Below are 25,527 nucleotides of genomic sequence, written 5' to 3' on the forward strand. Positions count from 1 at the left end.
CAGATAGTCCTATGGGAGTGGAGCCGGGGCGAGGAACCAGCCGTTGCCGAACAGGCGGTCGGCTGGGATCTGGGTGTCCGGGTCCTTGAGGTAATCGAAGGCTTCGTCAAAATCGCCGCGCCGGTCGCCAGCCATGGCAACGACGCACCAGTTGCGTGCTGCCGAAAGCCGGCGCGCCTGCTTGCGGTCACCGGGGCCCTTAAGCAGCAGCAGCCGGTCGGTCTTGCTAGGGTCGAGACCGGTGCGCGCCAAGGCCGCGGCGACCTTTTCGGCCTGTTCGACCTGCAGCGCGCTGGTCCACATCACGGTGATCCCGGCGGCGCGCAGCGCGGAAAGCGCTTCGGCGAGGCCGGGCTGCGGGGCGGCGGCGGCGGGGTTGAATACCTCAAGCTCGGGATCGAGGTCGATCAGCACGGCGGGCTGCAGCTTGCCGCACTGGGCGCGGCGCGGGGCGCTGAGCGGGTCGTTGGGGTCGATCACGTCAAGCACGGCGTCGGCCAGCGGCGAGGAGGCGCGCGACAGGGCGTAGGACGTGAGGCCAAGATAGCCCGCGCTGCGGGCCGCAACCGGAATCGGTGCGGCGGGCATGGCGATTCGCGCGCCGGCTGCCGGGCGCGGGGCAGGGGCGGCGAAGAGTTCGGCGGGCGGCGCGGCGGCTGGAAGCGGCTCGGGTGCAGGTGCCCGTGCCAGCTCGATCTTCGCTTCGACCGGCGCAAGTGCGAGCGCGGCGGGTTCGGGAGCGGGGGCCAGAGCAGGAGCGGCCTGCTGCGGCGCGGCGGCGAGCGCGCCTTTGGTGACGAGAGTCGGTTGCGGCGCGGGCAGCGAAGAGGCGGGCAGGTCAACCACGGTGTACATCCGGGGCTGGGCCGGACCTGTGGGCACGGCAAGGGTTTCGGTCACCACGGTCGGCGCGAGTGTCGCCTTGGGAGCTTCCTCACCCACGAAGACCGCCTTGCGCACTTCCTTGGCCGGCGCGGATGCGTCCGACTGGCGGCTGCCACCCTTCGGGCCTTCGTTCTGCTTCTTGGCGATGGTCGCACCCGCGAGGACCGGAATCGCGGCCGCCACGCAGCCCTGCAAAGCCAGCAGCGCGCCCAGCGTCAATCCTGCTTTCAGCGCCCCCGCTGTGGTCATCAACCCATCTCCTGATCGCGTACCGTGCGGAACTCGATCTTCTTGTCGTAGGGCGCGCCGAGCACCAGCCGCTGGACGTAAACGCCGGGCAAGTGGATCGCGTCGGGATCAAGCGTGCCGACCTCGACGATCTCTTCCACCTCGACCACGGTGATCTTGCCGCAGGTGGCGGCAGGCACGTTGAAATTGCGCGCGGTCTTGCGGAACACGACATTGCCGGTCGTGTCGGCCTTCCACGCCTTGACGATGGCAAGGTCGGCAAAGATGCCGCGTTCGAGGATGTATTCCTGATCGGTGCCGCTCGAATCGGCGAAGTGCTTTGATTCCTTGCCTTCGGCCACGAGGGTGCCGACGCCGGTCTTAGTGTAGAACCCGGGAATGCCCGCGCCGCCGGCGCGCATGCGCTCAGCCAGGGTGCCTTGCGGGCAGAATTCGACCTCAAGCTCTCCGGCGAGATACTGGCGCTCGAACTCCTTGTTCTCGCCCACGTAGGAGGCGATCATCTTCTTCACCTGCCGGGTGCGCAGCAGCTTGCCGATACCTTCGTTGTCAATCCCGGCATTGTTGCTGGCAAAGGTCAGGTCCTTGACGCCCGAAGCTGCAATGGCGTCAATCAGCCGTTCGGGGATGCCGCAAAGGCCAAAGCCGCCGCTGGCGATCAGCAGGCCATCGCGCAGCAGGCCATCAAGGGCGGAGGCTGCATCGGGATAGAGCTTGTTCATTGTCACTCCGGGTTCGCTTTGCGCTGTGCCTAGCCGAACGCTGTGGGACGGGCAATTGCGCCGAGGGGCCGCCGGGTACCATTTGTTGCGTGAATGGACCGATTTGACGTGGATCATGGCGCAAAGGCCACGGATATGGTCGGAAACTCAGCAGGGTCATTCACTCTTAAAGGAGTTTCGCCGATGCGCTCCCTTCTCATTCTCGCCGATCGCAGCCCCGCTGCCACGGACCGGATCGAGGCCGGTCTTTCGATTGCCCGCATGACCGGCGGCCATGTCACCCTGCTGGTCGATACGCCGGTCATGCGATTCACTGCCGTCGATGCCATGGGCGGCGCCAGCGTGGTGACCGAAGCGCTGCAGGAAGCGGTCGCCGATGACGATGCTTATGCCCGCTCGATCGACGCTCACCTCGCCCATGAAGACGTGCCCTGCACCGTGCTGCGCGCTGAAAGCGAGGCGCTGGATGCCATGGTCGAGGCCGGACGACTGGCTGATCTCGCCATTGTATCGCGCGGGGACCCGCTGGCCGGCGATCTGCCGCTGGCGCTGCGTTGCCCGGTGCTGGCGGTCAGCGACGAAGCGCCGGTCACTTTCCCGGTCGACCGGGTCTGCATTGCCTGGGATGGCAGCGCCGAGGCGGCGAACGCCCTGCGCGCTGCCGTGCCATTGCTCACCGGTGCTGCGGAAGTGACGGTTATCACGGTTGAGGATGTCCCATCGGCATGGCCGGCCACCGATGCCCTCGCCTATCTGTCGCGCCATGGAATCAGTGCGGAACAGGTGGTGCTGCCGCGACTCGGCTCTGTCGAGGATACCTTGCTGCGCGAAATCACCCTGCGCGGGGCGGAACTTCTGGTCATGGGCGCCTTTGGACACAGCCGGGTGCGCGAATATCTGTTCGGCGGGGTAACCCGGTCAATGCTGGAAATGCGCCACGGGCCAGCATTGCTGCTGGCGCACTGATCCTGCTGCAACGCAACAAAAAGTTGTGCAGAATCAGAGTGGTTTCATCCGAAACCCGATAGGCTTGGGTGAATTGTCTTGCGATTATGGCTAATTCACACGTCTGAAATGCGGTAGTTGCAAACTTTGCAATCGAAAATGCGCATTTCGCACTTGCACAATAAATGGAGTCGAGGAATAACGATCAGGCCTTTCAGGCATCCTCTCCCAAAGACTTCATGGGCCCGGTCGGAAACGACCGGGCCTTTTTTTGTCTTGAGATTGCCCCCGGCAGGCCGGCGTTTTCGGCCCGCTTTCCGGCGCGACTGACCAAGGCACCATTTGCAATAGCCGGAACCAGTTCCTAGCTTCGCCGTTCCCCGGTTGATGGGGCAGGACTGCAGAGGGACGATTTGATGGCGCAAGCGAAAGCCAAGCAGGACAACACGGTGAAGCTCCAGGTTGCGGCGGCGCGGCAGGAGGAAAGCGGCCACGGCATTGCCCGCGTGCCGAAGTCCACGCTTGCCCGCCTCGGCGTGACCGAAGGCGACGTGATCGAGATCGTCGGCAAGCGATCGACCCCGGCGCGCGTTCTGCTCGCCTATCCCGAAGACGAAGGGCTGGAAGTGATCCGCCTCGATGGCCTGCAGCGCGCCAATGCCGATGTTGGATCGGGCGATCATGTTGAGGTCCGTTCGGTCGAATCGCGTCCCGCCACCCGCGTAGTCTTTGCCCCGGCCCAGCGTGAAATGCGGTTGCAAGGCCCGGCAGAGGCACTGCGCCGCAATTTCTTCGAACGCCCGCTGCTCGCCGGCGATCTCGTCGCCACTGCAGGCCAGCAGCAGGTGCGCGACATGCCGCCGCAGGTCGCCCGCATGTTCAATGCGCCGGCCTATGCGCTCACCCAGATCCGCCTGATGGTGGTCGCCACGACGCCGAAGGGCATCGTCCACATCGACGAGAACACCGAAGTCGAACTGCGCGAGGAATATGAAGAGGCGCGCGACAGCCGCGCCGACGTCAACTACGATGACGTTGGCGGGATGGGCGATACGATCCGCCAGCTGCGCGAGATGGTGGAACTGCCGCTGCGCTACCCCGAACTGTTCACCCGGCTTGGCGTTGACCCGCCGAAGGGCGTTCTGCTGCACGGCCCGCCGGGAACCGGCAAGACGCGGCTGGCGCGCGCGGTTGCCAATGAAAGCGACGCGCACTTCATCACGATCAATGGCCCGGAAATCATGGGCTCCGCCTATGGTGAGAGCGAACGCCGCCTGCGCGAGGTGTTTGAAGACGCGGCCGCGAATGCGCCGTCTATAATCTTCATCGACGAGATCGATTCGATCGCGCCCAAGCGCTCGAACGTTCAGGGCGAAGCGGAAAAGCGGCTGGTTGCCCAGTTGTTGACGCTGATGGACGGGCTCCACGCGCGCTCCAATGTAGTCGTTATCGCTGCCACCAACCGGCCAGACGCGATCGACGAAGCGCTGCGCCGCCCGGGCCGGTTCGACCGCGAAATCATCGTCGGCGTGCCCGACGAGAAGGGCCGGCGCGAGATCATCGGCATTCACACCCGCGGTATGCCTTTGGCAAAGGATGTGGATCTCGATGAACTTTCGCGCACTAGCCACGGCTTCGTCGGTGCCGATCTAGCCGCGCTGGCCCGCGAAGCGGCGATCGAGGCGGTGCGCCGGATCATGCCGCAGCTTGACCTTGAGGCGCAGACGATCCCGCCCGAAGTGCTCGAGAACCTCTCGGTCACGCGAAATGACTTTGTCGAGGCGCTCAAGCGCGTCCAGCCGAGCGCCATGCGTGAAGTCATGGTACAGGTGCCGAACATCGGCTGGGACGATGTCGGCGGCGTGCCCGAGGCAGAGGAGCGCTTGCGCGAAGGTATCGAACTGCCGCTCAAGCACGCCGATGCTTTCCACCGGCTCGGCATCCGTCCGGCCAAGGGCTTTCTGCTCTATGGCCCTCCGGGGACGGGCAAGACCCTGCTTGCCAAGGCGGTCGCCAAGGAGAGCGAGGCGAACTTCATCTCGATCAAGTCGTCCGACCTGCTGTCGAAATGGTACGGCGAGAGCGAGCAGCAGATCAGCCGACTGTTCGCGCGCGCCCGTCAGGTCGCGCCCTGCGTCATCTTTATCGACGAGATAGACAGCCTTGTGCCCGCACGCGGATCAGGCGCGAACGAGCCGCAAGTGACTGGCCGCGTGGTCAACACGATCCTGGCCGAAATGGATGGGCTGGAGGAACTGCAGTCGGTCATCCTGATCGGTGCGACCAACCGCCCCGGCCTTGTCGATCCGGCGATCATGCGCCCCGGCCGGCTTGACGAGCTGATCTATGTCGGCACGCCAAACGTGGCAGGCCGCGTGCAGATCCTTGGCATTCACACGGCGAAAATGCCGCTGGCCAAGGATGTCGACCTGAAAGCGATTGCTGCCCAGACCGAGCGCTTCACCGGTGCCGATCTGGAAGACGTGGTCCGCCGCGCCGGCCTGAATGCCATCCGCCGCTCTGGCGCGAAGGTGAAGGTGGTATCGGCGGAAGACTTCGACGCTGCGCTGAAGGACAGCCGCGCGACCGTGACTGCCGAAATGGAGGCGGAATACGGCAAGATGAAGGGCGAACTGAAGATGCGCGCCATGGCCGTGCCGCAGATCGGCTTCCTCGCGCCGGGCATGGTGGAACCGATCCGCCCGAAGAAGCACGGGTGACACCTATCCCGAAGCGGGGGCATTCAGTCTTCCGCTTCGGGCTCCGGCAGTTGGCCGGCCGGGAACACCAGCCGCAGCACGAGGCCGTGTGCGGCGTAGCTGCGCTCTATCGTACCCTGCAATTGCCGGGCGGAGCTTTCCGCCAGCTTGGTGCCGAAGCCCACTCGCTCGTCAGCCGGATGATCGGGCGGGGTGAAGCTGCAATGCTCTTCCCAGGTCACCGTGGCCTCTTGATCGTCGGCGATGGTCCACTGCACCTTGACCAGTCCGCCGGGCTGCGACCACGCGCCGTATTTCACGGCATTGGTCGCCAGCTCGTGCAGCACCAGCCCCAGCGGAAGCGCGTGCGCGTCTGACAGGATCAGTTCGGGTCCGGCGATGTCGCACTTGTGCGCATCCGAACGATAAGGCGCGACGGCCGTTTCGATCAGCTTTCCAAGGTGTGCGCCCGCCGCAGCCCCGCCGCTCTGGGTCAGTTCGTGGGCGTTGAGCAGCGCGGAAATGCGCGTTGCCACCCGGTCAAGCGCGGGCTTGGCGTCGGGATCGCCTCGGCCCGACATGCGCACAATGGCAAGTACCACGGCGAACAGGTTCTTGATCCGGTGGTTGAGCTCGCGGCTGAGCAGGTCGGCGCGGTCGCGCGCTTCGGCCAGCTCATCGGCATGGGCAGCGCGGACTTCGGCATCGATCAGGCGGCGCACCTGCCACATGCCCAGCGCCAGCACGGCGAGGATCATCAGGAACATCAGCACCAGCCCGGGCACGATACGCGCCTCTGCCGATGCGGCCCGCTCGCTGGCATAGAGCAATTGCTCACGTTCAATGTTCTCAAAGCGCGTTACGGCGGCGCGCAGTTGCTCCATGGTTTGCAGGCCCTTGCCCGTCAGGATGCGGGTCCGTGCGACTTCGGCTTCGCCGCGCGCGATCAGGGTGACAGATTCCTCAAGCTCCCCGAACTTGGTCTCGGTCAACTTGCCGATTTGCGCGACAAGGTCCTGGCTGATGGCTTGCGGATCGTCGGCCGTGAAGGTTTTCAACTGATCCAGCGTTGTACGATAGGCCTTCCGCGCCGTCTCATAGGGCGCGAGGTAGCGGCGGTCGGTGGTGATGAAATAGCCGCGCTGGCCGGATTCGGCGCTGGTCGTATGCTCGATGATCTCGTGCAGGAGCGTGATGACGTGGTCGGTGCGTTCGGCCTGCACGCGCTGGCGCTGTTCGGCGCGGACCGTGTCCCAGACGAGGATCATCGCCAGCAGCAGCAGGAACCCCAACGCGATGAGCACGCCGAAGCCGTCGTTGCGCGTGGAATTCCACCACATCCTGGCATCGCGCAACACCTGCCCCTTGGGACGGTACGGGTTGGAAGAGTTGGGATAACGCCCGGTTTCCATGGCATTCGCAGCATTGACCCGTGGGGTCAGTGCGCTGCCCCCCAGCTCAGCCCGGTGCCGATTTCAACACCCAGCGGCACGTCGAGTTTCACCGCCGGTTCCGCCGCATCGGCCATGACCCGCTCGATCACCTTGCTGGCGGCGGCGACGTCGCCCTCAGGCAGTTCGAACACCAGTTCGTCGTGGACCTGCAGCAGCATATTGACCTGCGGAAGTCCGGCATCGACCAGCGCGGGGGTCATCCGCACCATCGCGCGTTTGATGATGTCGGCGCTGGTGCCCTGGATTGGCGCGTTGATCGCGGCCCGCTCGCTGCCCTGCCGCTCGGCCCCGTTGGACGAGGAAATGCGCGGGAACCACGTCTTGCGGCCGAACAGCGTCTCAGAATAACCGCGTCCGCGCACGCTTTCCAGCGTGTCGTGGATATAGCGCTGGATGCCCGGGAACCGCTTGAAATAGAGGTCGATCACCGCTTGTGCCTCGTCCGCCGGTATCCCCAACCGGCCTGCTAGCCCCCAGCGGCTGATACCATAAAGAATGGCGAAGTTCACAGTCTTTGCCCGCGCACGGGTGTCACGGTCGACCGTGCCGAACATTTCCTGCGCGGTGCGGGCGTGAATGTCCTCGCCGGCGGCGAAAGCTTCCTTGAGTTCGGGCACGTCGGCCATATGCGCGGCGAGCCGCAGCTCGATCTGGCTGTAGTCGGCGGCGAGCAGGACGTTGCCGGGTTCGGCCACGAAAGCGTCGCGGATCTGGCGGCCGATTTCGGTTCGGATCGGGATGTTCTGGAGGTTCGGCTCGGTCGAGGACAAGCGCCCGGTCTGTGCGCCGACCAGACTGTAACTGGTATGCACGCGCCCCGTACGCGGGTTGATTGCCGCTTGCAGCGCCTCGGTATAGGTCGAGCGCAGCTTGCTGAGCTGCCGCCATTCGAGCACCTTGCCGGCGATCTCCGATCCTTCCCCGGCGAGGCTTTCCAGCACGGACTGGTCGGTCGAATACTGACCGGTTTTGCCCTTTTTGCCGCCCTTGAAACCCATCTTGTCGAACAGGATCTCGCCCAGCTGCTTGGGGCTGCCGATGGTGAATTCCTGCCCCGCCATGCCGTGGACCTCGCCCTCCAGCTTGGCGATTTCGGTGGCGAAAGTGGCGGAGAGGCCGGCCAGCCGCTCGCGGTCGACCTTGATGCCGTGGCGCTCCATCTGGGCGACGACAGAGACCAGCGGCCGGTCGACGCGCTCATAAACGCGGGTGCCGCCTTCTTCGCTGAGGCGTGGCTTCAGCACGCGGTGCAGGCGCCAGGTGATGTCAGCATCCTCGGCAGCATATTCGGTGGCGCGGTCCAATGGCACTTCGCCAAAGGAGATCGCCTTCTTGCCGGTGCCGCAGATCTCCTTGAAGGTCAGGGTGGTGTGGCCAAGGTGGCGCTGCGACAGTTCGTCCATGCCGTGCCCTCCCCCAATCCCGTCGAGCGAGCGCCCCGCGTCGAGATCGAAGGACATGACCATCGTGTCATCGATCGGGGCCACATTGATGCCGGCGCGGGCGAACAAGGTGATGTCGTACTTGGCGTTCTGGCCGACCTTGAGCACCGCATCGCTTTCGAGCAGCGGCTTCAGCAGCGCTAGCGCCTCGGCGCGGTCCACCTGCTGCGGTTTTTCCGAGAACATGTCAGTGCCGCCATGGCCCAGCGGAATGTAACAGGCATCGTTCGGCCCCAGCGCCAGGCTGACGCCGACCAGTTCGGCGACCATCGAATCGAGCGAAGAGGTTTCCGTGTCGAACGCCACCAGCCGCGCGGCATGGGCCCGCGCGATCCAGTGTTCTAACCGCCCGCGCGTCTGCACGCATTCATACCTGCTGCGATCGACTGCCGGCATGACCGGCAGGGCTTGGCGGTTGCCCTCTGGTGCGGTGGCAGCAGCAGCGGTGACCGGTTTGGCGGGATTAAGGTCGTTGCGCCGCTCAGGGCTACCTCGCCCTTCGCCCAGCCGCTTGAGCAGGCTGTGAAAGCCGTGCTCGCTCAGGAAATCGGCAAGCGGATCGGGCGGGATCTGATCCAGCTTGAAATCGTCCAGCGGCATAGGCAGCGGGCAGTCTTCCTTGAGCTGCACCAGCACGCGCGAAAGCCGCGCCATGTCGGCCTGTTCGATCAGACTTTCACGCAGCTTTCCGGCCTTCATCTCCGGCGCGGCGGCAAGGGCGCCTTCGAGGCTGCCGTGTTCCTGGATCAACTTGGTCGCGGTCTTCGGCCCGATGCCGCGAATGCCGGGCACGTTGTCAACCGAATCGCCCATCAGCGCGAGCACATCGCCGACCAGTTCGGGGGGCACGCCGAATTTCTCGATCACTTCGGGCACGTCAATCCGCGCATTCTTCATCGTGTCGAGCATGTCGATGCAGCCGCCACCCGAACCGTCGGCCTTGTCGCTGCACTTGCCGACCAGCTGCATCAAGTCCTTGTCGGACGAAACGATAGTCACGTCCCAGCCGCGCTCGGTCGCGGCGCGGGCATATGAGGCGATCAGGTCGTCCGCTTCGAAACCCAGCACCTCGATGCAGGGCAGGCTGAAGGCGCGGGTGGCATCGCGGATCAACGGGAACTGGGGTACCAAATCTTCGGGCGGGGGCGGGCGGTTGGCCTTGTACTGATCGTAAATCTCGTTGCGGAAGCTCTTGCTCGATGCGTCGAGGATCACGGCGAGATGGGTCGGGCCATCGGCCTTGTGCAGGTCATCCGCCAGCTTCCACAGCATGGTCGTATAGCCATAAACCGCGCCCACCGGGGTGCCCTGCGGATTGGTCAGCGGCGGAAGGCGGTGATAGGCGCGGAAAATATAGGCCGAGCCATCGACGAGATAGAGGTGCTGCGGCGATTCCATGGACGATTCTCTAGCATCATTGCCGGGGCATGGAACCTGCGAGGGGCAAAAACCTGTGGCCATAAGCTTGCCACAATTGCCTGCCATAAAACAAAAATCGGCGGTAATCCGCCAGATTCGCTTCCTGCCCCCAGCGGGTTGGCGACTAACGCTTGCATCCAGCAAACATTCGCATTATTTGTCGCCGTGAAGTCTACCGGATAGGTTGGCTTTACCGGGCGACTCCGCGGCATTGGGCCAAGGGTTCGAACGGGGTCCACTCGCTCAAGGATTTATATACATGCGCAAGATCGCTCTCGTCGCCGCTGTTGCTGGCGTTTTCGCTCTCTCGGCTTGCAAGTCGGAAGCTCCTGCTCCTGAAGCCACCACCGAAGCTTCGGCTGAAGCCACCGTTGACGCTTCGGCTCCGGCTGTTGACGCTTCGGCTGAAGCATCGGCTCCGGCCGCTGACGCTTCGGAAGCTCCGAAGATGTAATCTTCGCCTAAACGGCAAAGAAGAATTTGGGCGCTCAGGGGAAACTCCGGGCGCCCTTTTCTTTGTCCGGAAGATACCTGCAGGACTTGCGGGAAATGCGGCGAAACGAAGGCGGGCGTGATTGACATTCCATGTGTCGCTCGGCAGCCTCGCGCCGGCCCAAGACTCGCTCTGGCAGGTCGGAGGTCAGGTCCACTCGCTACAAAGGATTGTAATTCATGCGCAAAATCGTTCTGGCGGCTGCTGCCGCCGGTGCCGTGCTCGCCCTCGGCGCCTGCTCGAACACCAAGGAAGGCGCTGAAGCCGATGCGTCGGCCGCTGCTGCCAGCATGAGCGATGCCGCTGGCGACGCGGCCGCTGCTGGTTCTGAGGCTGCTGCCGATATGAAGGCTGCCGGTTCGGAAGCTGCTGCGACCATGAAGGAAGGCGCCGACAAGGCTGCTGGTGCCGTCGTTGGCGCAGCTGCCGGTGCTGTCGAAGGTGCAAAGGCTGGTGCCTCGGAAGGCGCCAAGTAAGCACCTCATCTGAGGATGTTATGAAAGGCGCGTGGGACTCTGTCCTGCGCGTCTTTTTTCATGCGCCATTGCGGCGCGCCAGATCCGGCGCGGTGCCGCTGATGTCAGAAGGTGAAAGCGGGGCGGGATCAGCGCAGCGCGGTGCGGCGATTGCTGGCAGCTTCAGCCAGGTAGCCATCGTAAAGCGAGCGGGCGATGGCGGCGATGCGGGCATCGCGGGCCGGCTTGCTGCCCTGTCCGGTGACATAGATTGCCACGGCCAGTTCGCGGCCATCGGGGGTCTTGATGAAACCGACGTCGCTTGCCGTGTTGAACAGGGTCCCGGTCTTGTGGGCAACCTGCGTGCCTTCGGGTAGCAGTCCGCGGATGCGGTGCTTGCCGGTGACCGTGCGGCTCATCGCGCCGAGCAGCACGTCGTTCGACGCCGGGCTCAGCCATTCGCGGCGATAGATGCCGGACAGCAGGCGGACCATGCCCATCGGGGTCACGCTGTCGCGCTTGTCGATCGCGGTCGCCGGATTGACCGCGCCATCATCGCGAACCAGCGTGGCGATCGTGCGGTCGATGCGGAAATCGGTGATACCCGTCCGGCTCTGCACCCAGCGGGTCACGACTTGCGGACCGCCAACGGCGGCGAGCAGTGCGTCGGTCGCCTGATTGTCGCTGCGGGTAATCGTCGCCTCAATAAGGCTGAGCGCGCTCATCATCGTGCCCTGCCGGACCGGGGCCTGCGCGCTGGAGAACTTCTTGGACGGCACCGGCACGATCAGCGGGTACTGGTCGTAAAGCTTGTAGCGGCCTTCATCGACGCCCGCCAGGAAGGTGGCGACGATGGCAATCTTGCTGGTCGATGCCATCGGAAACGACTGGTCCCCAAGGATCGCCACGGAGCGGCCGGTTTCCAGATCGAGTGCGGCCACGCCGATGCGGCCCTGCGAGCCTTCTGCCAAGGCCGCGATCGAGGCTTCGAACGGGCTGGAATAGGCGTAGGAGGGCTGGCTTGGCGGTACAGCGGCAAGGGAAACGGGTGCGCGCACCGGCACGGTGACAGTCTGAGTCGACTGCGCCTTCTGGCCGCGTGTGATGGTAACACTGGACTGACTGCTGGGTGACGCCGGGGTTTCGATCCTGGCCTTCGGGCCGCCGAACATCGTGTCGAATTCGCCCTCGAGAGAGCTCGCTAACGCGCTGCCCGATGCAGCCTGCGCGGGCACCGCCAGCAGTGCTGCCGCAGCGACGCCGAGCGTCAGAAATCGAGAAACCAGTCCCTCAGCCATGAAATTAAACTAACCCCGCCATGGTTTACAGATGTTGTACGCGGCGCGCATTTTGTCACAACGCCGGCGCGACGAGTTGCACCTGACGCGCGGGAAAATGCGTAAACGCGCAATTTTCGACCGTTTTGGGACCTCAGCCGACGAATCTCGCGGGCGCGGCACGAAGAAGAGGAGCCGGAGGATTGCTCCCCCGGCCCCGTCTTTTGTTTGGCTTGGTCTGGCTTTTTGGGCCAGCGGTCCCGGGTCAAGCCCGGGACGACGGACTTAAAAGCCCATGTCGCCCATACCGCCCATGCCGCCACCCATCGGGGGCATTGCCGGCTTGTCGTCCGGCTTGTCCGCAATGGCAGCTTCCGTGGTGATCAGCAGGCCGGCCACCGAAGCGGCGTCCTGCAGGGCGGTGCGAACGACCTTGGTCGGATCGATCACGCCGGCAGCCACGAGGTTTTCGTAGACGTCGGTCGAGGCGTTGAAGCCCTGCGTCTCATCGTTCTCGCGCAGCAGGTTGCCCGAAACCACGGCGCCGTCATGACCGGCGTTGGTGGCGATCTGGCGAACCGGGGCCTGGATCGCCCGGCGGACGATGTCGATGCCCTTGGTCTGGTCGTCGTTTACGCCCTTCATGCCCTCAAGAGCCTTGGTGGCATAAAGCAGCGCCGTGCCGCCGCCGGGGACGATGCCTTCTTCAACCGCAGCGCGGGTAGCGTGGAGAGCGTCGTCGACGCGGTCCTTGCGTTCCTTCACTTCGACTTCCGAAGCGCCGCCAACCTTGATCACGGCAACACCGCCGGCCAGCTTGGCCAGACGTTCCTGCAGCTTTTCACGGTCGTAGTCGCTGGTGGTGACTTCGATCTGGGCGCGGATCTGTTCGACGCGGGCCTTGATCTCTTCAGCCGAACCATTGCCGTCGACGATGGTCGTGTTGTCCTTGTCGATCGTGACCTTCTTGGCCTGGCCGAGCATGGCGAGCGTGACGTTCTCCAGCTTGATGCCCAGGTCTTCGGAGATCATTTCACCGGCGGTCAGCGTGGCGATATCGCCCAGCATGGCCTTGCGACGATCGCCGAAGCCCGGAGCCTTGACGGCTGCGACCTTGAGGCCGCCGCGCAGGCGGTTGACCACGAGGGTGGCAAGCGCTTCGCCTTCGATGTCTTCAGCGATGATGAGGAGCGGACGGCCCGACTGCACCACAGCTTCGAGGATCGGCAGCATCGACTGCAGGTTCGAAAGCTTCTTTTCGTGGATAAGGATGTACGGGTTATCCAGCTCGACCAGCATCTTTTCAGCGTTGGTCACGAAGTAGGGCGACAGATAACCACGGTCGAACTGCATGCCTTCGACGACATCGAGTTCGAATTCGAGGCCCTTGGCCTCTTCCACGGTGATCACGCCTTCCTTGCCGACCTTTTCCATGGCTTCGGCGATCTTCTCGCCGACTTCACGGTCGCCATTGGCCGAGATGATGCCGACCTGGGCGATTTCGGCCGAACCCGAAACCGGCTTCGAACGCTTCACCAGATCTGCAACAACGGCGGTAACGGCCTGATCGATGCCACGCTTGAGGTCCATCGGGTTCATGCCGGCAGCAACGCAGGTCATGCCTTCGCGAACGATTGCCTGAGCGAGCACGGTTGCGGTGGTGGTGCCGTCACCGGCCTGGTCGTTGGTCTTGCTGGCGACTTCGCGCAGCATCTGGGCGCCCATGTTCTCGAACTTGTCCTTGAGTTCGATTTCCTTGGCGACGGTGACGCCGTCCTTGGTGATGCGCGGAGCGCCGAAGCTCTTGTCGATCACAACGTTGCGACCCTTGGGGCCCAGCGTGACCTTTACCGCGTTGGCGAGGATATCGACACCGGCGAGAATGCGTTCACGCGCATCGCGCGAAAAGCGTACTTCCTTGGCAGCCATTATTCAGTTCCTTTGAAATTCGTTTTGGATGGAGTGGATGTCGCTCAGCCGATGATGCCGAGGATATCGCTTTCCTTCATGATCAGCAGGTCTTCACCGTCGACCTTGACCTCGGTGCCGGACCACTTGCCGAACAGCACACGATCGCCGGCCTTGACGTCCATCGGGGTGATGGTGCCATTTTCGGCGCGGGCGCCCGAACCGACCGAGACGACTTCGCCTTCAGCAGGCTTTTCCTTGGCGGCGTCGGGGATGATGATGCCGCCAGCCGTTTTTCCTTCGGCTTCGACGCGGCGAACCAGCACGCGATCGTGCAGGGGACGGAATGCCATTGCTTGAGTTCCTCTCAATAAATTCACATGGGCTTGGCACTCACCATGGGAGAGTGCCAGCGAGGCGCATATGGGTCGGGGTTCATCCAGCGTCAAGGTGACTCCGGCTGAAAAAATTGCTCGCGCGGTGAAGCGAGATCAGGTCCGGACCAGCCCCAGCGCTTCGCGCAGCCACCAGCGCCAGGTGAGCAGGATCGCCACCACGACGAGGCCCGCCATCAGCCCGATCCACACGCCGATCCCGGCCAGCGGGGTCCACAGGCCCAGCCAAGCCGCGACTACGAAACCGACCAGCCAATAGCCGGAAAGCGCGATGATCATCGGCCACTTGGTGTCCTGCAGTCCGCGCAGGGCGCCAGAGGCGACAGTCTGTATCCCGTCGGCCAGCTGGAAGGCTGCAGCAATGACGAGGAATTGCAGCGCGAAGGCGACCACGGCGGCGTTCTGGGGCAGGTCGGGATCGACATAGGCCGAGATGATCAGGCGCGGCGCCCCGACCATTGCCGCGACGGCCAGGACCTGCGCGATCAGGCAGACGCTGAACACCGCGATCCCGGCGCGCGCCACGCCTTGGCGATCGCCCGCGCCATAGTGATAGCCGATGCGGATCGTGGCAGCTTGGCCGATGCCATAGGGAATTTGGAAAAAGGCGGCGGCGATCTGCAGCGCGATGGTGTGCGCGGCGAGCTCAGCCGCGCCGATGTTGCCCATCAGGTAGGCCGCCGAACCGAATAGCCCGCCTTCGGCCATGATGGTCAGCGCGATCGGAATGCCCAGCCGCACCATGGTCTTCAGCCGCTTCCATTCGGGGCGCCACAGGCGGCCCCAGATATAACAGCGCCGCATCCGCCGGTCGGTCTGGATGACAACGATATAGGCGATCATGGTCACGATGGCAGTGACAAGGCTCGACAGGGCTGACCCCGGCAGGCCGAGCGCGGGGAAGCCGAAATTGCCGAAGACCAGCGCGAAATTGCCGAGCACGTTGACGCCAATCGCCAGCGCCGTGATCATCGTGGCAAAGATCGGTCGGCCCATGGTCGAAACGAAGGTGCGCAGCACGTTGCTCATGATCATGAAGGGCAGGGCCAGGCTCATGATCGTCAGGAATTCCTGCGCCATGGCCGAGATCTTCGGGTCCTGCCCGGTCGCCAGCATGACCGTCAGGCCGAACTGGCAGACCACCATGCCCACCACCGCACACAGCAGGCTCAGCCACAGCGCCATGCGCATCGTGCGGCGCACTTCGCGCACCGAATGCTGCTTGCGGCCCAGTTCGGCTGCGATCAGCGGGGCGGCGGCGCCGGTCAGGCCCAGCAGACCCCAGTTGATCAGCATAAAGATCGACACGGCAAGGCTGGATGCCGCGAGCGCATCCTGCCCCAGCCGCGCGACGAAGATCACATCGCTGGCATAGACCGCCATCTGCAGCAGATTGGCAAGCGCCAGCGGCGCAGCAAGGCGCAGGGTTGCGCCAATCTCGGTGCGCAGGAGGGAAGGCGGGGCAGGCTCGCTCATCGGACGGGCCCAGATAGAGCCTGATTGCAAAAAGGGAAAGCCGACAGGCGGATTTTGCGCGCGTCAGGGCGTTGACGGCGGCGGATTGGCATCGCATGGCGCCGGGTGTCCCGCCCATGAAGGAACGTTTCGATGCGCCAGACTTTTGCCCCTGCCCTCCTGCTCCTGCTGTCTGCCTGCGGTGGCGGTGCGGAAAAGACCGAAGCGCCTGCTGAGCCCGCAGGTCAGGCCGAAGCGGGGACTCCTCCCGCTGCAACCGGCCCCAGCCTCGCTTTGGCCCCGGCAGCCTTCGCCCAGTGCGCCACGTGCCATGCGATCAAGCCCGGCGTGAACGCCGTCGGACCCAGCCTGTTCGCCGTCTATGGCCGCAAGGCCGCGACCGGCCCGGCCTATGCCTATTCGGAAGCCATGAAGGCTTCGGGCCTGACCTGGGATGATGCGACGCTCGACAGCTATCTGACCGCGCCGATGAAGCACGTTCCGGGCACCAAGATGACCTATGCGGGCATGGCCGATGCGGCCAAGCGCAAGGAAGTGATCGAGTTCCTCAAGACGCTGAAGTAAGCGGCCCGGCGCTTTGCTCGCGGCGGCCTGGTTCGCTTCGGGGAAGCGCCACGGGTAAACTCCGACCGGCGTGAACTGGCGGCTGCGTTCGCGTTCGCGCAGCGATGCCAGCGCGCCGCTCAGCGCCCGGGCGAGACGGGGCGAATCCTCGGCCAGTGCGATCATCGCGAGCACCGAAAAGGTCGCCAATGGCCGGCTGAAGCTGACATTGCTGATCATCAGGCCCGACGGCGGTTCGGAAAAGCCGTCCGAAATTTTTGTAGTAGGAAAGCCGGACGGCTTTTACGCACCGCCGGAAGGCGGACAAAAAAAGGGCGGCCCCGAGGGACCGCCCTTTCCTGAATGCAAGAAGCGAAGCTTACTTGACTTCGACCGTGCCGCCAGCGGCAACGATCTTGTTCTTGATTTCTTCGGCTTCAGCCTTGTTGACGCCTTCCTTGATCGCCTTCGGAGCGGCTTCCACCAGCGCCTTGGCTTCGGTGAGGCCCAGAGCGGTGATCGCACGGACTTCCTTGATGACGGCGATCTTGTTGCCGCCGTCGCCGGTCAGGATGACGTCGAATTCGGTCTGCTCTTCAGCAGCTTCGGCAGGCGCAGCGGCAGGGCCGGCTACGGCAACCGCAGCAGCGGCGGAAACGCCCCATGCTTCTTCCAGTGCCTTGGCAAGGTCAGCCGCCTCAAGGACGGTCAGCTTCGAAAGTTCTTCTACAAGCTTGGCGATGTCAGCCATGATGTTTCACTCCAATTGGTTGGGACCGGGTGCCCAGAGCGGGCTGCCCGGCAAAATCGTTGCACTGTCTTACGCGGCTTCTTTCGTGGCGTAGGCGCCAAAGACGCGCGCCAGCTTGGCCGCCGGAGCGGTTGCGAGCTGGGCGATCTTCGTTGCCGGTGCCTGAACGAGGCCAACAAGCTTTGCCCGAAGTTCGTCGAGCGAGGGCATCGAGGCGAGCGCCTTGACACCATCAGCATCCAGAATCATCGAACCCATCGCGCCGCCAACGATTTCCAACTTGTCGTTGGTCTTGGCGAATTCGACCGTGATCTTTGCTGCAGCAACCGGATCGACCGAAGTCGCCAGGGCTACGGGACCGGTGAGAAGCTCACTGATCCCTGCATAGTTCGTGTCTACGATGGCAAGCTTGGCAAGAGAGTTCTTGGAAACCTTGAACGATGCACCCGACTCACGCATCTTCACGCGCAGGGCCGTGGTCTGAGCCACGGTCATGCCAAGGTTGCGGGTGATGACCACCACGCCGACCTCGTTGAAGGTTGCGTTGAGCGAAGCGACCGAATCAGCTTTCTGCGAACGATCCATGCCTTACTCCTTCACACATGGCCGTACGGGAATTGTCCAAACAAGGACTGGCCCCGAACGGCCGGCTACGTTTGTCCATGCCAAAAATGGCACGGGCGAGTCCGTCGATGGGGGAAGGAGCCACGGAAAACCGTGGATTTGGCACCACACTCACCATGGAGCGAAGGGCCGGAGAATCTCTTTTCCCCGTCTAGGCTGCAAATTAAGAGGGGAACCCTCAGCAACTGTCTCGGACGGATGATCGGCAAGTGCGGATTGCTCTTGGCCTGCCGGTCAGGAGCGCGCCAATAGCAGCACGGGCGGCGAAGTCAACGAAAGCGTGAGTCTGGCCCTGAGTTGGACTTCAGCCTTCGTCCCACAGGACCAAGGCCACCTCGTCATGCCAGCCGCCCACGTCGAAGCTTTCGCCGGCCCGCGTTTCAAGCACTTCGGTCAGCGGGGTCCAGCACACGCCCCAATGGGCATCGCTGTCGCCGCCGGGCGCGTTTTCATAAGCCACGCCGCCGCCGAAGCCAATCCGCAGCCACTGTGCTATGCCGCCCACGCTGCCGCCGTGCGATTGCAGAGTGACGCTCGACTGGCGCTGGCTGGCTATGCCTTGCGAGAAATCGAAGTGGAACATCGACGCGGGATCGCTGCGCACGATGAAGCTGGGATCGCCATTCCGCACCGTGGGATGCAGCCGCGCGTGCGGGGTGAACAGCGAGAGGTCGACGCCTTCGATGTCGGAAAGGTCGGCGGGCTTTTGCGGATAGTCAGCCAACGCGACCATGATCTCGGCGCTTTCGGGCAGGATGATCGCGCCCGGCGCGCAAAGCTCGGCGCGCGCGTGATCAAGCGTCGGCAGGACATATTCGCCAAGTAGGTCATCGGCAAAGACTTCGGAGACGACGAGGTCCACCCCGCCGCCCAGATCCTGATTGCGGTCCAGCCGTGAGGAGTGCGTGGTAAAGATCGTGATCCGGTCCGACAGGCCGTTGGCCTCGACAATGGTGCGCGCCGTGGCGGCGAGCATGGCATTCGCCTCGCAGGCATAGACATGGGCGGCGCCGGCCTTGGCCGCCATGATCGCCAGCAATCCCGATCCGGTGCCGATGTCGAGCACGGTGCGCCCGCGCGCGCTGGCCTCAATCGCGGTGCGGTACGCGGCGTTGCGCGCCCGGTCGAGCAGCATGTCACGGTGGAAGCCGGGCATTTCGTACTGGAAGATGCGTCGGGCCACGGCGGCGAGCAGCGGATCGTCCGGCCGGTCACCCAGCGCCTCGATCGCCATGGTGCGCGCCTTGTCGCCGCGGCCGTTGTCGATCAGCGAACCGCCGATACGCAGCAGCTTTCCGGGGTGATCCTGCCTGTTCCAGGTCGCTGTATCGCCGGTCTTGTTGGAGGTCATTTCGGTTGTCATGAGTCCGCGCCTCCCCGGTATTTATACGACGTCCGGCAATCTATTCTTAACCATGTCATGCCAAATCCGCCTGTGCCAGCAATCAAGGAATTCGGGCGCTATGGATAGCACAGCAGTAGAAAGCAAACCCGGGAGCTGGCTGAGCCCCGCTTTTGCCGATCGCGCCGAGCAAGTGGCGATCGTTATTCTCTGGGCATTCCTGGCCTGGCGCGTCGACCTTTCGGACAATCCGTGGGCGCCGCTGTTGCTCCTTTCGGAATCGACCATTGCCTTCTTCACGCTGATCCGCCGGCCAACCACGCGCCTGTCGATGCGGCTTGGCGACTGGATGCTGGCCATGACCGCAACCTGCGCCGGCCTGCTGATCGTGCCGGGTTATGTCCTGTCGGAATCGCTGGTCACCGTGGGCGTGCTGCTGTTCATCGGCGGCAACCTGTTCCAGCTGTGGGCCAAGCTTGTGCTGCGCCGCTCGTTCGGGGTTGCCCCGGCCAACCGCGGCGTGAAGATTTCGGGCCCCTATAAATATGTCCGCCACCCGATGTACGTCGGCTATGGCATCGTTCACGTGTCGCTGCTGCTTTTGATGTTCATGCCGATCAACCTGCTGATCTACGCGATCGGCTGGTGGGCCCAGATCCTGCGCATCAAGGCCGAAGAGCGCGTCCTGTCGCAGGACCCAGCCTATAGTGAGTATATGACCAAGGTGAAGTGGCGGCTGATTCCCGGGGTGTTCTGAGAGTCTTTGCCGGTGCCGCAAGGAAAGGACGGATGGACTTTCCGCACCGCCGTGAGGCGCACGAAAAAAAGGGCGGCCCCGGTGGGGACCGCCCTTTTCCGTCTGACCGGGCCGGGGGACCAATGGCCCGGTCAGCCGGTATTCCGATTAATCCGCCTCAAAGCCCAGCAGGTCGCCCGGCTGGCAGTCCAGCACTTCGCAGATCGATTCCAGCGTCGAGAAGCGGATGGCCTTGGCCTTGCCGGTCTTGAGGATCGACAGGTTGGCGAGGGTAATGTCGACGCGTTCGGCCAGTTCGGTCAGCGTCATGCGGCGGGCGTGGAGCAGGTCGTCGAGCTTGACCACGATGCGGGTCCTTTCCGTCTGGGTGTCGTCTGCCATCACACGGTTCCTTCCAGCTCTTCGCGCATCTTCGCGCCTTCGCGGAACACGCGGGCAAGGATGAACAGGATCAGCGTGAGCAGGATGCCGCCAAGGCCGACGCCGAAGCCCAAGTCGTAATCATGGTGCCCTTTCGCGCCGTCGAGCTTGACGAGGTACGGCATGAACCATGCCGCCATTGCTCCGAGGCCGATGCCGAGGACATGACCGGCCACCGTGAGCCAGCCCATGCGGCTCAGCCGCTCCGCGTTCTGCAAGGCGAAGGGATCGCCCTGGCCGACCGTGGCAATGATGCCGCCAAGGTTCTTGAGGAAGCGGTAGCCGATCTGCAGCATCACGATGATCAGCGCGAAGGCGAGGACCGTCAGCGGGAAAGCCACATCGGGCGCACCGACCTGGGCGATCCGCTCATAAACCTCATTGCGGCCTACCGTGAGCAGGGCGCCGATGCCGATGGCTATGCCGATGCTGGCGATCATGATGATGATCTGGCCCAGGATCACCAGCAGACGCGCCGACTTGAGCAGCAGGTCGCTTTGCGTCTCTGTGGTCATGATGGTTGTCCCTTCAAACCTTGAGGTCAGGCGATGCCGGGGATCTGGATCGTCGGCAGCCACATGGCAGCGACAACGGCCAGCGAGGCGAGGATCGAAAGGGCTTGCGAGGTCTGGAAGCGGGTCATTGTTGTTCTCCGATATGGTCAATATCGATAATCAATATGGTGATTCGGGCATATTGTCAATCGATAATATCGAAAAACGATATTCTTCTTATCGTTTTGCGAAATTGCGCTCGAAACCGCCGCTTTCCGCCACTTCGCCCTCCCGGCCTTGGTTGACACTGGCGGACCCCCGCGCCTATACGCGCCCCTCGCTCGTTCGCTTCGAGCAAGGAGTTTCCATGCGCAGGGAGGCTCCACAGAAAGGAAGCGGCGGGTTTTCCATCTGACGCGACAGGCTGCAGGCCGTGGATACCCGATTCGGGAATCCGTGTGCCGTGCGGCCTTTTGTCGTCTCTGATCGGGCTCGCATCGGGCCTGAATTCAGGAAAGATGGTGCCATCACCTGCGTGTGGCAGATTTTTCCGCCGGACTTTTCCGGCAGCACTAGAGCAAAGAGGCAAGACACCCTCATGGCGAAGAAGCCCCAGTCCGCAGCACCCCGCGGCCAGTCCAAGCGGCGCATCCGCAAGATCTTCGGTGACATCCACGAAGTCGTGCAAATGCCCAACCTGATCGAGGTCCAACGCGAGAGCTATGAACAGTTCCTGCGTTCGAACCCGGCCACCGGCTATGTTTCGGGCCTGGAAAAGACGCTGCGGTCGGTCTTCCCGATCCGCGACTTCGCCGGCACCAGCGAACTGGACTTCGTTCACTACGAACTCGAAGACCCCAAGTACGACGTCACCGAATGCCGCCAGCGCGGCATCACCTATGCGGCGCCGATGAAGGTCACGCTGCGCCTGATCGTGTTCGAAGTGGACGCCGAAACGGAAACCCGTTCGGTCCTCGATATCAAGGAGCAGGACGTCTACATGGGTGACATGCCCCTGATGACGGAGAACGGCACCTTCTTCATCAATGGTACCGAACGCGTCATCGTTTCGCAGATGCACCGTTCGCCGGGCGTGCTGTTCGACCATGACCGCGGCAAGACGCACTCCTCGGGCAAGTACCTGTTTGCAGCCCGCGTGATCCCGTATCGCGGTTCGTGGCTCGATTTCGAATTCGACGCCAAGGACATCGTCAACGTCCGTATCGACCGCAAGCGCAAGCTGCCGGTCACCGCGCTGCTCCACGCGCTGGGCCTGGGCGACGAGGAAATCCTCAGCCACTTCTACCAGACGATCGTCTGGGAGCGCGGCGAAGGCGGCTGGCGCGTGCCTTTCTCTGCCGAACAATGGCGCGGCACCAAGCCGCAGTTTGACATCGTCGACGCCAAGTCGGGCGAAGTGATCTTCCCCGCCGGCACCAAGATCAGCCCGCGCGCTGCCAACAAGGCGGAAAAGGATGGCCTCGCCACCCTGCTCATCCCGACCGAGGAAGTGTTCGGCCGCTATGCCGCGCATGACCTGATCGACGAAAAGACTGGCCGCATCTGGATCGAAGCCGGCGAGGAAGTCTCGCCCGAGAACCTCGACGCGCTCGACAATGCAGGCATTGACCGCCTCGAACTGCTCGACATCGACCATGTTTCGACCGGCCCGTGGATCCGCAACACGCTGCTGGCCGACAAGTCGCCCGACCGTGACCACGCGCTGGCCGACATCTACCGCGTCATGCGCCCCGGTGAGCCGCCGACGCGCGAAACCGCCGAAGCCCTGTTCGAAGGCCTGTTCTTCGACGGCGAGCGCTATGACCTTTCGGCCGTGGGCCGCGTCAAGCTTAACATGCGTCTGCAGCTTGATGCCGAAGACACCGTCACCACCCTGCGCACCGAGGACATCCTCGCCGTGGTCAAGGAACTGGTGAACCTGAAGGACGGCAAGGGCGAAGTCGACGATATCGACAACCTCGGCAACCGCCGTGTCCGTTCGGTGGGCGAGCTGCTGGAAAACCAGTACCGCGTCGGCCTGCTGCGCATGGAACGCGCTGTCAAGGAACGCATGAGCTCGGTCGACGTGTCGACTGTCATGCCGAACGACCTGATCAACGCCAAGCCGGCCGTGGCCGCCGTGCGCGAGTTCTTCGGTTCCAGCCAGCTCTCGCAGTTCATGGATCAGACCAACCCGCTGTCGGAAGTCACCCACAAGCGCCGTGTCTCGGCGCTCGGACCGGGTGGTCTCACCCGTGAGCGCGCCGGCTTCGAAGTCCGCGACGTTCACCCGACGCACTATGGCCGCATCTGCCCGATTGAAACGCCGGAAGGCCCGAACATCGGTCTGATCAACTCGCTGTCGACCTTCGCCCGCGTCAACAAGTACGGCTTCATCGAAACCCCGTACCGCAAGGTCATCGACGGCAAGGTGACCTCGGAAGTCGTCTACCTTTCGGCGATGGAAGAGCAGAAGAACACCGTCGCGCAGGCCTCGGCCGAACTCAACGCCGACGGCTCCTTCGTTGACGAGCTGATCTCGGCCCGTGAAGCCGGCGAATTCGTCATGGCGCCGCGCGAGCATGTGACGCTGATGGACGTCAGCCCCAAGCAGCTGGTTTCGGTCGCCGCCTCGCTCATTCCGTTCCTGGAAAACGATGACGCCAACCGCGCGCTCATGGGTTCGAACATGCAGCGCCAGGCGGTGCCGCTGGTTCAGGCCGAAGCCCCGTTTGTCGGCACCGGCATGGAAGAAACCGTGGCCCGCGATTCGGGCGCTGCCATCGCAGCGCTCCGCGGCGGCATCGTCGATCAGGTCGACGCCACGCGTATCGTCATCCGCGCCTCGGGCGATATCGAACCCGGCCAGTCCGGCGTCGACATCTACCGCCTCCAGAAGTTCGAACGGTCCAACCAGTCGACCTGCATCAACCAGCGCCCGCTTGTGAAGGTGGGCGATGTGGTCGACGCCGGCGACATTCTGGCTGACGGTCCCTCGACCGAGCTGGGCGAACTCGCACTGGGCCGCAACAGCCTCGTCGCCTTCATGCCGTGGAATGGCTACAACTACGAAGACTCGATCCTGATCAGCGAGCGCATCGTCAAGGACGACGTGTTCACCTCGATCCACATCGATGACTTCGAAGTCATGGCCCGCGACACCAAGCTTGGGCCTGAAGACATCACCCGCGACATTCCCAACGTCGGCGAGGAAGCCCTGCGCAACCTCGACGAAGCGGGCATCGTCTACATCGGCGCCGAAGTGCACCCGGGTGACATCCTCGTCGGCAAGATCACGCCGAAGGGCGAAAGCCCGATGACGCCGGAAGAAAAGCTTCTGCGCGCCATCTTCGGTGAAAAGGCCAGCGACGTGCGCGACACCTCGCTGCGTCTGCCGCCGGGCGTTTCGGGCACGATCATCGACGTGCGCGTGTTCAACCGTCACGGCATCGAGATCGATGACCGTACCCGCGCGATCCAGAACGAGGAAATTGAACGCCTCGCCAAGGACCGCGAGGACGAACGCGGCATTCTCAACCGTGCCACCTACAACCGCCTGCGCGACATGCTGATCGGCCAGGTTGCCGCATCGGCGCCCAAGGGCTTCAAGAAGGGCGACACCATCGACGAGGAAAACCTCGCCGAAGTGGAACGTCACGAATGGTGGAAGTTCGCGGTCGCTGACGACCGCGTGCAGGGCCAGCTCGAAGCCGTGAAGGCCCAGTACGACGAGACGGTCAAGGCGATCCAGGAGAAGTTCGAGGACCGCAAGGAAAAGCTCGAACGCGGTGATGAACTCGCCCCGGGCGTGCTCAAGATGGTCAAGGTCTTCGTCGCGGTGAAGCGCAAGCTGCAGCCGGGTGACAAGATGGCCGGCCGTCACGGCAACAAGGGTGTCATCTCGCGGATCCTGCCGCAGGAAGACATGCCCTTCCTTGAAGACGGTACCCCGGTCGACATCGTGCTCAACCCGCTGGGCGTGCCGAGCCGCATGAACGTCGGACAGATCTTCGAAACCCATCTGGGCTGGGCCGCGCGCGGTCTTGGTCAGCAGGTTACCGAAGCGCTTGCCGCATGGCGCCATGCCAACCCGGATCCGGAAGCCATGGCTCCGCCGACCGCGCTGGTCGACAAGCTCAAGGAAATCTACGGCGAGACCTATCACGAACAGATCGACGCACGTTCGGTCGACGAAATCGTCGACATGGCGCAGCTGCTGAAGAACGGCGTGCCGATGGGCACCCCGGTATTCGACGGTGCCCGCGAAGCCGACGTCTCCGCCATGCTGGAAATGGCAGGGCTCGATACGTCCGGTCAGGTCACGCTGTATGACGGACGCACCGGTGACTCGTTCGACCGCAAGGTGACCGTGGGCTACATCTACATGCTGAAGCTCCACCACCTTGTTGACGACAAGATCCACGCACGTTCGATCGGGCCCTACTCGCTCGTCACCCAGCAGCCGCTGGGCGGCAAGGCGCAGTTCGGTGGTCAGCGCTTCGGCGAAATGGAGGTCTGGGCACTCCAGGCCTATGGCGCCGCCTATACCTTGCAGGAAATGCTCACAGTTAAGTCGGACGACGTTGTCGGACGCACCAAGGTCTATGAGGCCATCGTCAAGGGTGACGATACCTTCGAGGCGGGCATTCCCGAGAGCTTCAACGTTCTCGTCAAGGAAATGCGCTCGCTGGGTCTCAACGTGGACCTGTCCTCGCTGGCTGAAAGCGAAGACGACGACGGGCTCGCGGAGGCAGCGGAATAAGGCACACGGGCGGCC

General features: G+C 63.6%; 21 protein-coding genes. 8 read left to right on the forward strand and 13 right to left on the reverse strand.

Going from position 1 to position 25,527, the window contains the following annotated elements; translation table 11 throughout:
• Window positions 1-9: 9 nt before the first annotated feature.
• Complete coding sequence (locus WG900_RS15155; protein ID WP_339968300.1) at window positions 10-1,134, reverse strand: hypothetical protein; 1,125 nt, start codon at window positions 1,132-1,134, stop codon at window positions 10-12.
• Window positions 1,134-1,856 (reverse strand): CoA transferase subunit A, encoded by a 723-nt coding sequence (locus WG900_RS15160; RefSeq protein ID WP_339968303.1) that lies wholly within the window; start codon window positions 1,854-1,856, stop codon window positions 1,134-1,136. Before WG900_RS15160 ends, WG900_RS15155 begins: the two co-directional genes overlap by 1 nt.
• A 183-nt stretch (window positions 1,857-2,039) precedes the next feature.
• On the opposite strand from WG900_RS15160, the gene WG900_RS15165 reads away from it, so the two are divergent.
• Together WG900_RS15165 and WG900_RS15170 are read left to right on the forward strand one after the other, a co-directional pair.
• Window positions 2,040-2,822, forward strand: coding sequence for a universal stress protein (locus WG900_RS15165; protein WP_339968305.1), 783 nt, complete (start codon window positions 2,040-2,042; stop codon window positions 2,820-2,822).
• 395 nt (window positions 2,823-3,217) lie between these two features.
• Window positions 3,218-5,521 carry a CDC48 family AAA ATPase gene (locus tag WG900_RS15170; RefSeq protein WP_339968306.1) on the forward strand — a complete coding sequence of 768 codons (2,304 nt, stop codon included), beginning with the start codon at window positions 3,218-3,220 and terminating at the stop codon, window positions 5,519-5,521.
• Between the two features lie 23 nt (window positions 5,522-5,544).
• On the opposite strand, the gene WG900_RS15175 is transcribed toward WG900_RS15170, so the two are convergent.
• Together WG900_RS15175 and polA are read right to left on the reverse strand one after the other, a co-directional pair.
• Complete coding sequence (locus WG900_RS15175) at window positions 5,545-6,912, reverse strand: sensor histidine kinase (RefSeq protein ID WP_339968309.1); 1,368 nt, start codon at window positions 6,910-6,912, stop codon at window positions 5,545-5,547.
• A 26-nt stretch (window positions 6,913-6,938) separates the two neighbouring features.
• Window positions 6,939-9,794: a DNA polymerase I gene (gene polA, locus WG900_RS15180; protein WP_339968311.1), complete on the reverse strand. Its 2,856-nt coding sequence runs from the start codon at window positions 9,792-9,794 to the stop codon at window positions 6,939-6,941.
• A gap of 280 nt (window positions 9,795-10,074) precedes the next feature.
• On the opposite strand from polA, the gene WG900_RS15185 reads away from it, so the two are divergent.
• Window positions 10,075-10,269 carry a hypothetical protein gene (locus WG900_RS15185; protein WP_339968313.1) on the forward strand — a complete coding sequence of 65 codons (195 nt, stop codon included), beginning with the start codon at window positions 10,075-10,077 and terminating at the stop codon, window positions 10,267-10,269.
• Window positions 10,270-10,487: 218 nt separating this feature from the next.
• Window positions 10,488-10,784, forward strand: a complete 297-nt coding sequence (locus WG900_RS15190) for a hypothetical protein (protein ID WP_339968315.1) — start codon at window positions 10,488-10,490, stop codon at window positions 10,782-10,784.
• A 128-nt stretch (window positions 10,785-10,912) separates the two neighbouring features.
• Here WG900_RS15190 and WG900_RS15195 read toward each other — a convergent pair whose 3' ends face one another.
• From WG900_RS15195 to WG900_RS15210, 4 genes are all read right to left on the reverse strand, one after another.
• Window positions 10,913-12,061: a serine hydrolase gene (locus WG900_RS15195; protein ID WP_339968317.1), complete on the reverse strand. Its 1,149-nt coding sequence runs from the start codon at window positions 12,059-12,061 to the stop codon at window positions 10,913-10,915.
• Window positions 12,062-12,325: 264 nt separating this feature from the next.
• Window positions 12,326-13,969: a chaperonin GroEL gene (gene groL / locus WG900_RS15200; protein ID WP_339968319.1), complete on the reverse strand. Its 1,644-nt coding sequence runs from the start codon at window positions 13,967-13,969 to the stop codon at window positions 12,326-12,328.
• Between the two features lie 44 nt (window positions 13,970-14,013).
• Window positions 14,014-14,301, reverse strand: coding sequence for a co-chaperone GroES (groES, locus tag WG900_RS15205; RefSeq protein ID WP_339968321.1), 288 nt, complete (start codon window positions 14,299-14,301; stop codon window positions 14,014-14,016).
• Between the two features lie 138 nt (window positions 14,302-14,439).
• Window positions 14,440-15,819 (reverse strand): MATE family efflux transporter, encoded by a 1,380-nt coding sequence (locus WG900_RS15210; RefSeq protein ID WP_339968324.1) that lies wholly within the window; start codon window positions 15,817-15,819, stop codon window positions 14,440-14,442.
• Window positions 15,820-15,951: 132 nt separating this feature from the next.
• Between WG900_RS15210 and WG900_RS15215 the strand changes: the two genes are divergently transcribed.
• Complete coding sequence (locus tag WG900_RS15215; protein ID WP_339968326.1) at window positions 15,952-16,383, forward strand: c-type cytochrome; 432 nt, start codon at window positions 15,952-15,954, stop codon at window positions 16,381-16,383.
• Window positions 16,384-16,741: 358 nt separating this feature from the next.
• Here WG900_RS15215 and rplL read toward each other — a convergent pair whose 3' ends face one another.
• The 3 genes from rplL to WG900_RS15230 form a co-directional block, all read right to left on the reverse strand.
• A complete protein-coding gene (gene rplL / locus WG900_RS15220; RefSeq protein WP_339968328.1) occupies window positions 16,742-17,113 on the reverse strand; it encodes a 50S ribosomal protein L7/L12 in 372 nt (123 codons plus the stop codon).
• Between the two features lie 69 nt (window positions 17,114-17,182).
• Window positions 17,183-17,698: a 50S ribosomal protein L10 gene (gene rplJ / locus WG900_RS15225; RefSeq protein WP_339968331.1), complete on the reverse strand. Its 516-nt coding sequence runs from the start codon at window positions 17,696-17,698 to the stop codon at window positions 17,183-17,185.
• A 343-nt stretch (window positions 17,699-18,041) separates the two neighbouring features.
• Window positions 18,042-19,100, reverse strand: coding sequence for a 50S ribosomal protein L11 methyltransferase (locus WG900_RS15230; RefSeq protein ID WP_339968333.1), 1,059 nt, complete (start codon window positions 19,098-19,100; stop codon window positions 18,042-18,044).
• A gap of 100 nt (window positions 19,101-19,200) precedes the next feature.
• On the opposite strand from WG900_RS15230, the gene WG900_RS15235 reads away from it, so the two are divergent.
• Complete coding sequence (locus tag WG900_RS15235; protein WP_339968335.1) at window positions 19,201-19,836, forward strand: methyltransferase family protein; 636 nt, start codon at window positions 19,201-19,203, stop codon at window positions 19,834-19,836.
• Window positions 19,837-19,983: 147 nt separating this feature from the next.
• Here WG900_RS15235 and WG900_RS15240 read toward each other — a convergent pair whose 3' ends face one another.
• Together WG900_RS15240 and WG900_RS15245 are read right to left on the reverse strand one after the other, a co-directional pair.
• The gene (locus WG900_RS15240; protein ID WP_339968337.1) at window positions 19,984-20,217 is read right to left on the reverse strand and encodes a helix-turn-helix domain-containing protein; all 234 of its coding nucleotides are present in this window, start codon (window positions 20,215-20,217) and stop codon (window positions 19,984-19,986) included.
• Entirely contained in the window at window positions 20,217-20,771 is a 555-nt protein-coding gene (locus WG900_RS15245) for a DUF2975 domain-containing protein (protein ID WP_339968339.1), read from the reverse strand. The genes WG900_RS15240 and WG900_RS15245 overlap by 1 nt, the downstream gene beginning before the upstream one ends.
• A gap of 142 nt (window positions 20,772-20,913) precedes the next feature.
• Here WG900_RS15245 and WG900_RS15250 point away from each other — a divergent pair, with 142 nt between their 5' ends.
• Together WG900_RS15250 and rpoB are read left to right on the forward strand one after the other, a co-directional pair.
• Window positions 20,914-21,165: a hypothetical protein gene (locus WG900_RS15250; protein WP_339968341.1), complete on the forward strand. Its 252-nt coding sequence runs from the start codon at window positions 20,914-20,916 to the stop codon at window positions 21,163-21,165.
• Between the two features lie 183 nt (window positions 21,166-21,348).
• Complete coding sequence (gene rpoB / locus WG900_RS15255; RefSeq protein ID WP_339968343.1) at window positions 21,349-25,512, forward strand: DNA-directed RNA polymerase subunit beta; 4,164 nt, start codon at window positions 21,349-21,351, stop codon at window positions 25,510-25,512.
• The last annotated feature ends 15 nt before the right edge of the window (window positions 25,513-25,527 follow it).

Origin of the sequence: Novosphingobium aquae, from assembly GCF_037572715.1 — a bacterium.
In the GTDB taxonomy this organism is placed as follows: Bacteria; Pseudomonadota; Alphaproteobacteria; order Sphingomonadales; family Sphingomonadaceae; genus Novosphingobium; species Novosphingobium aquae.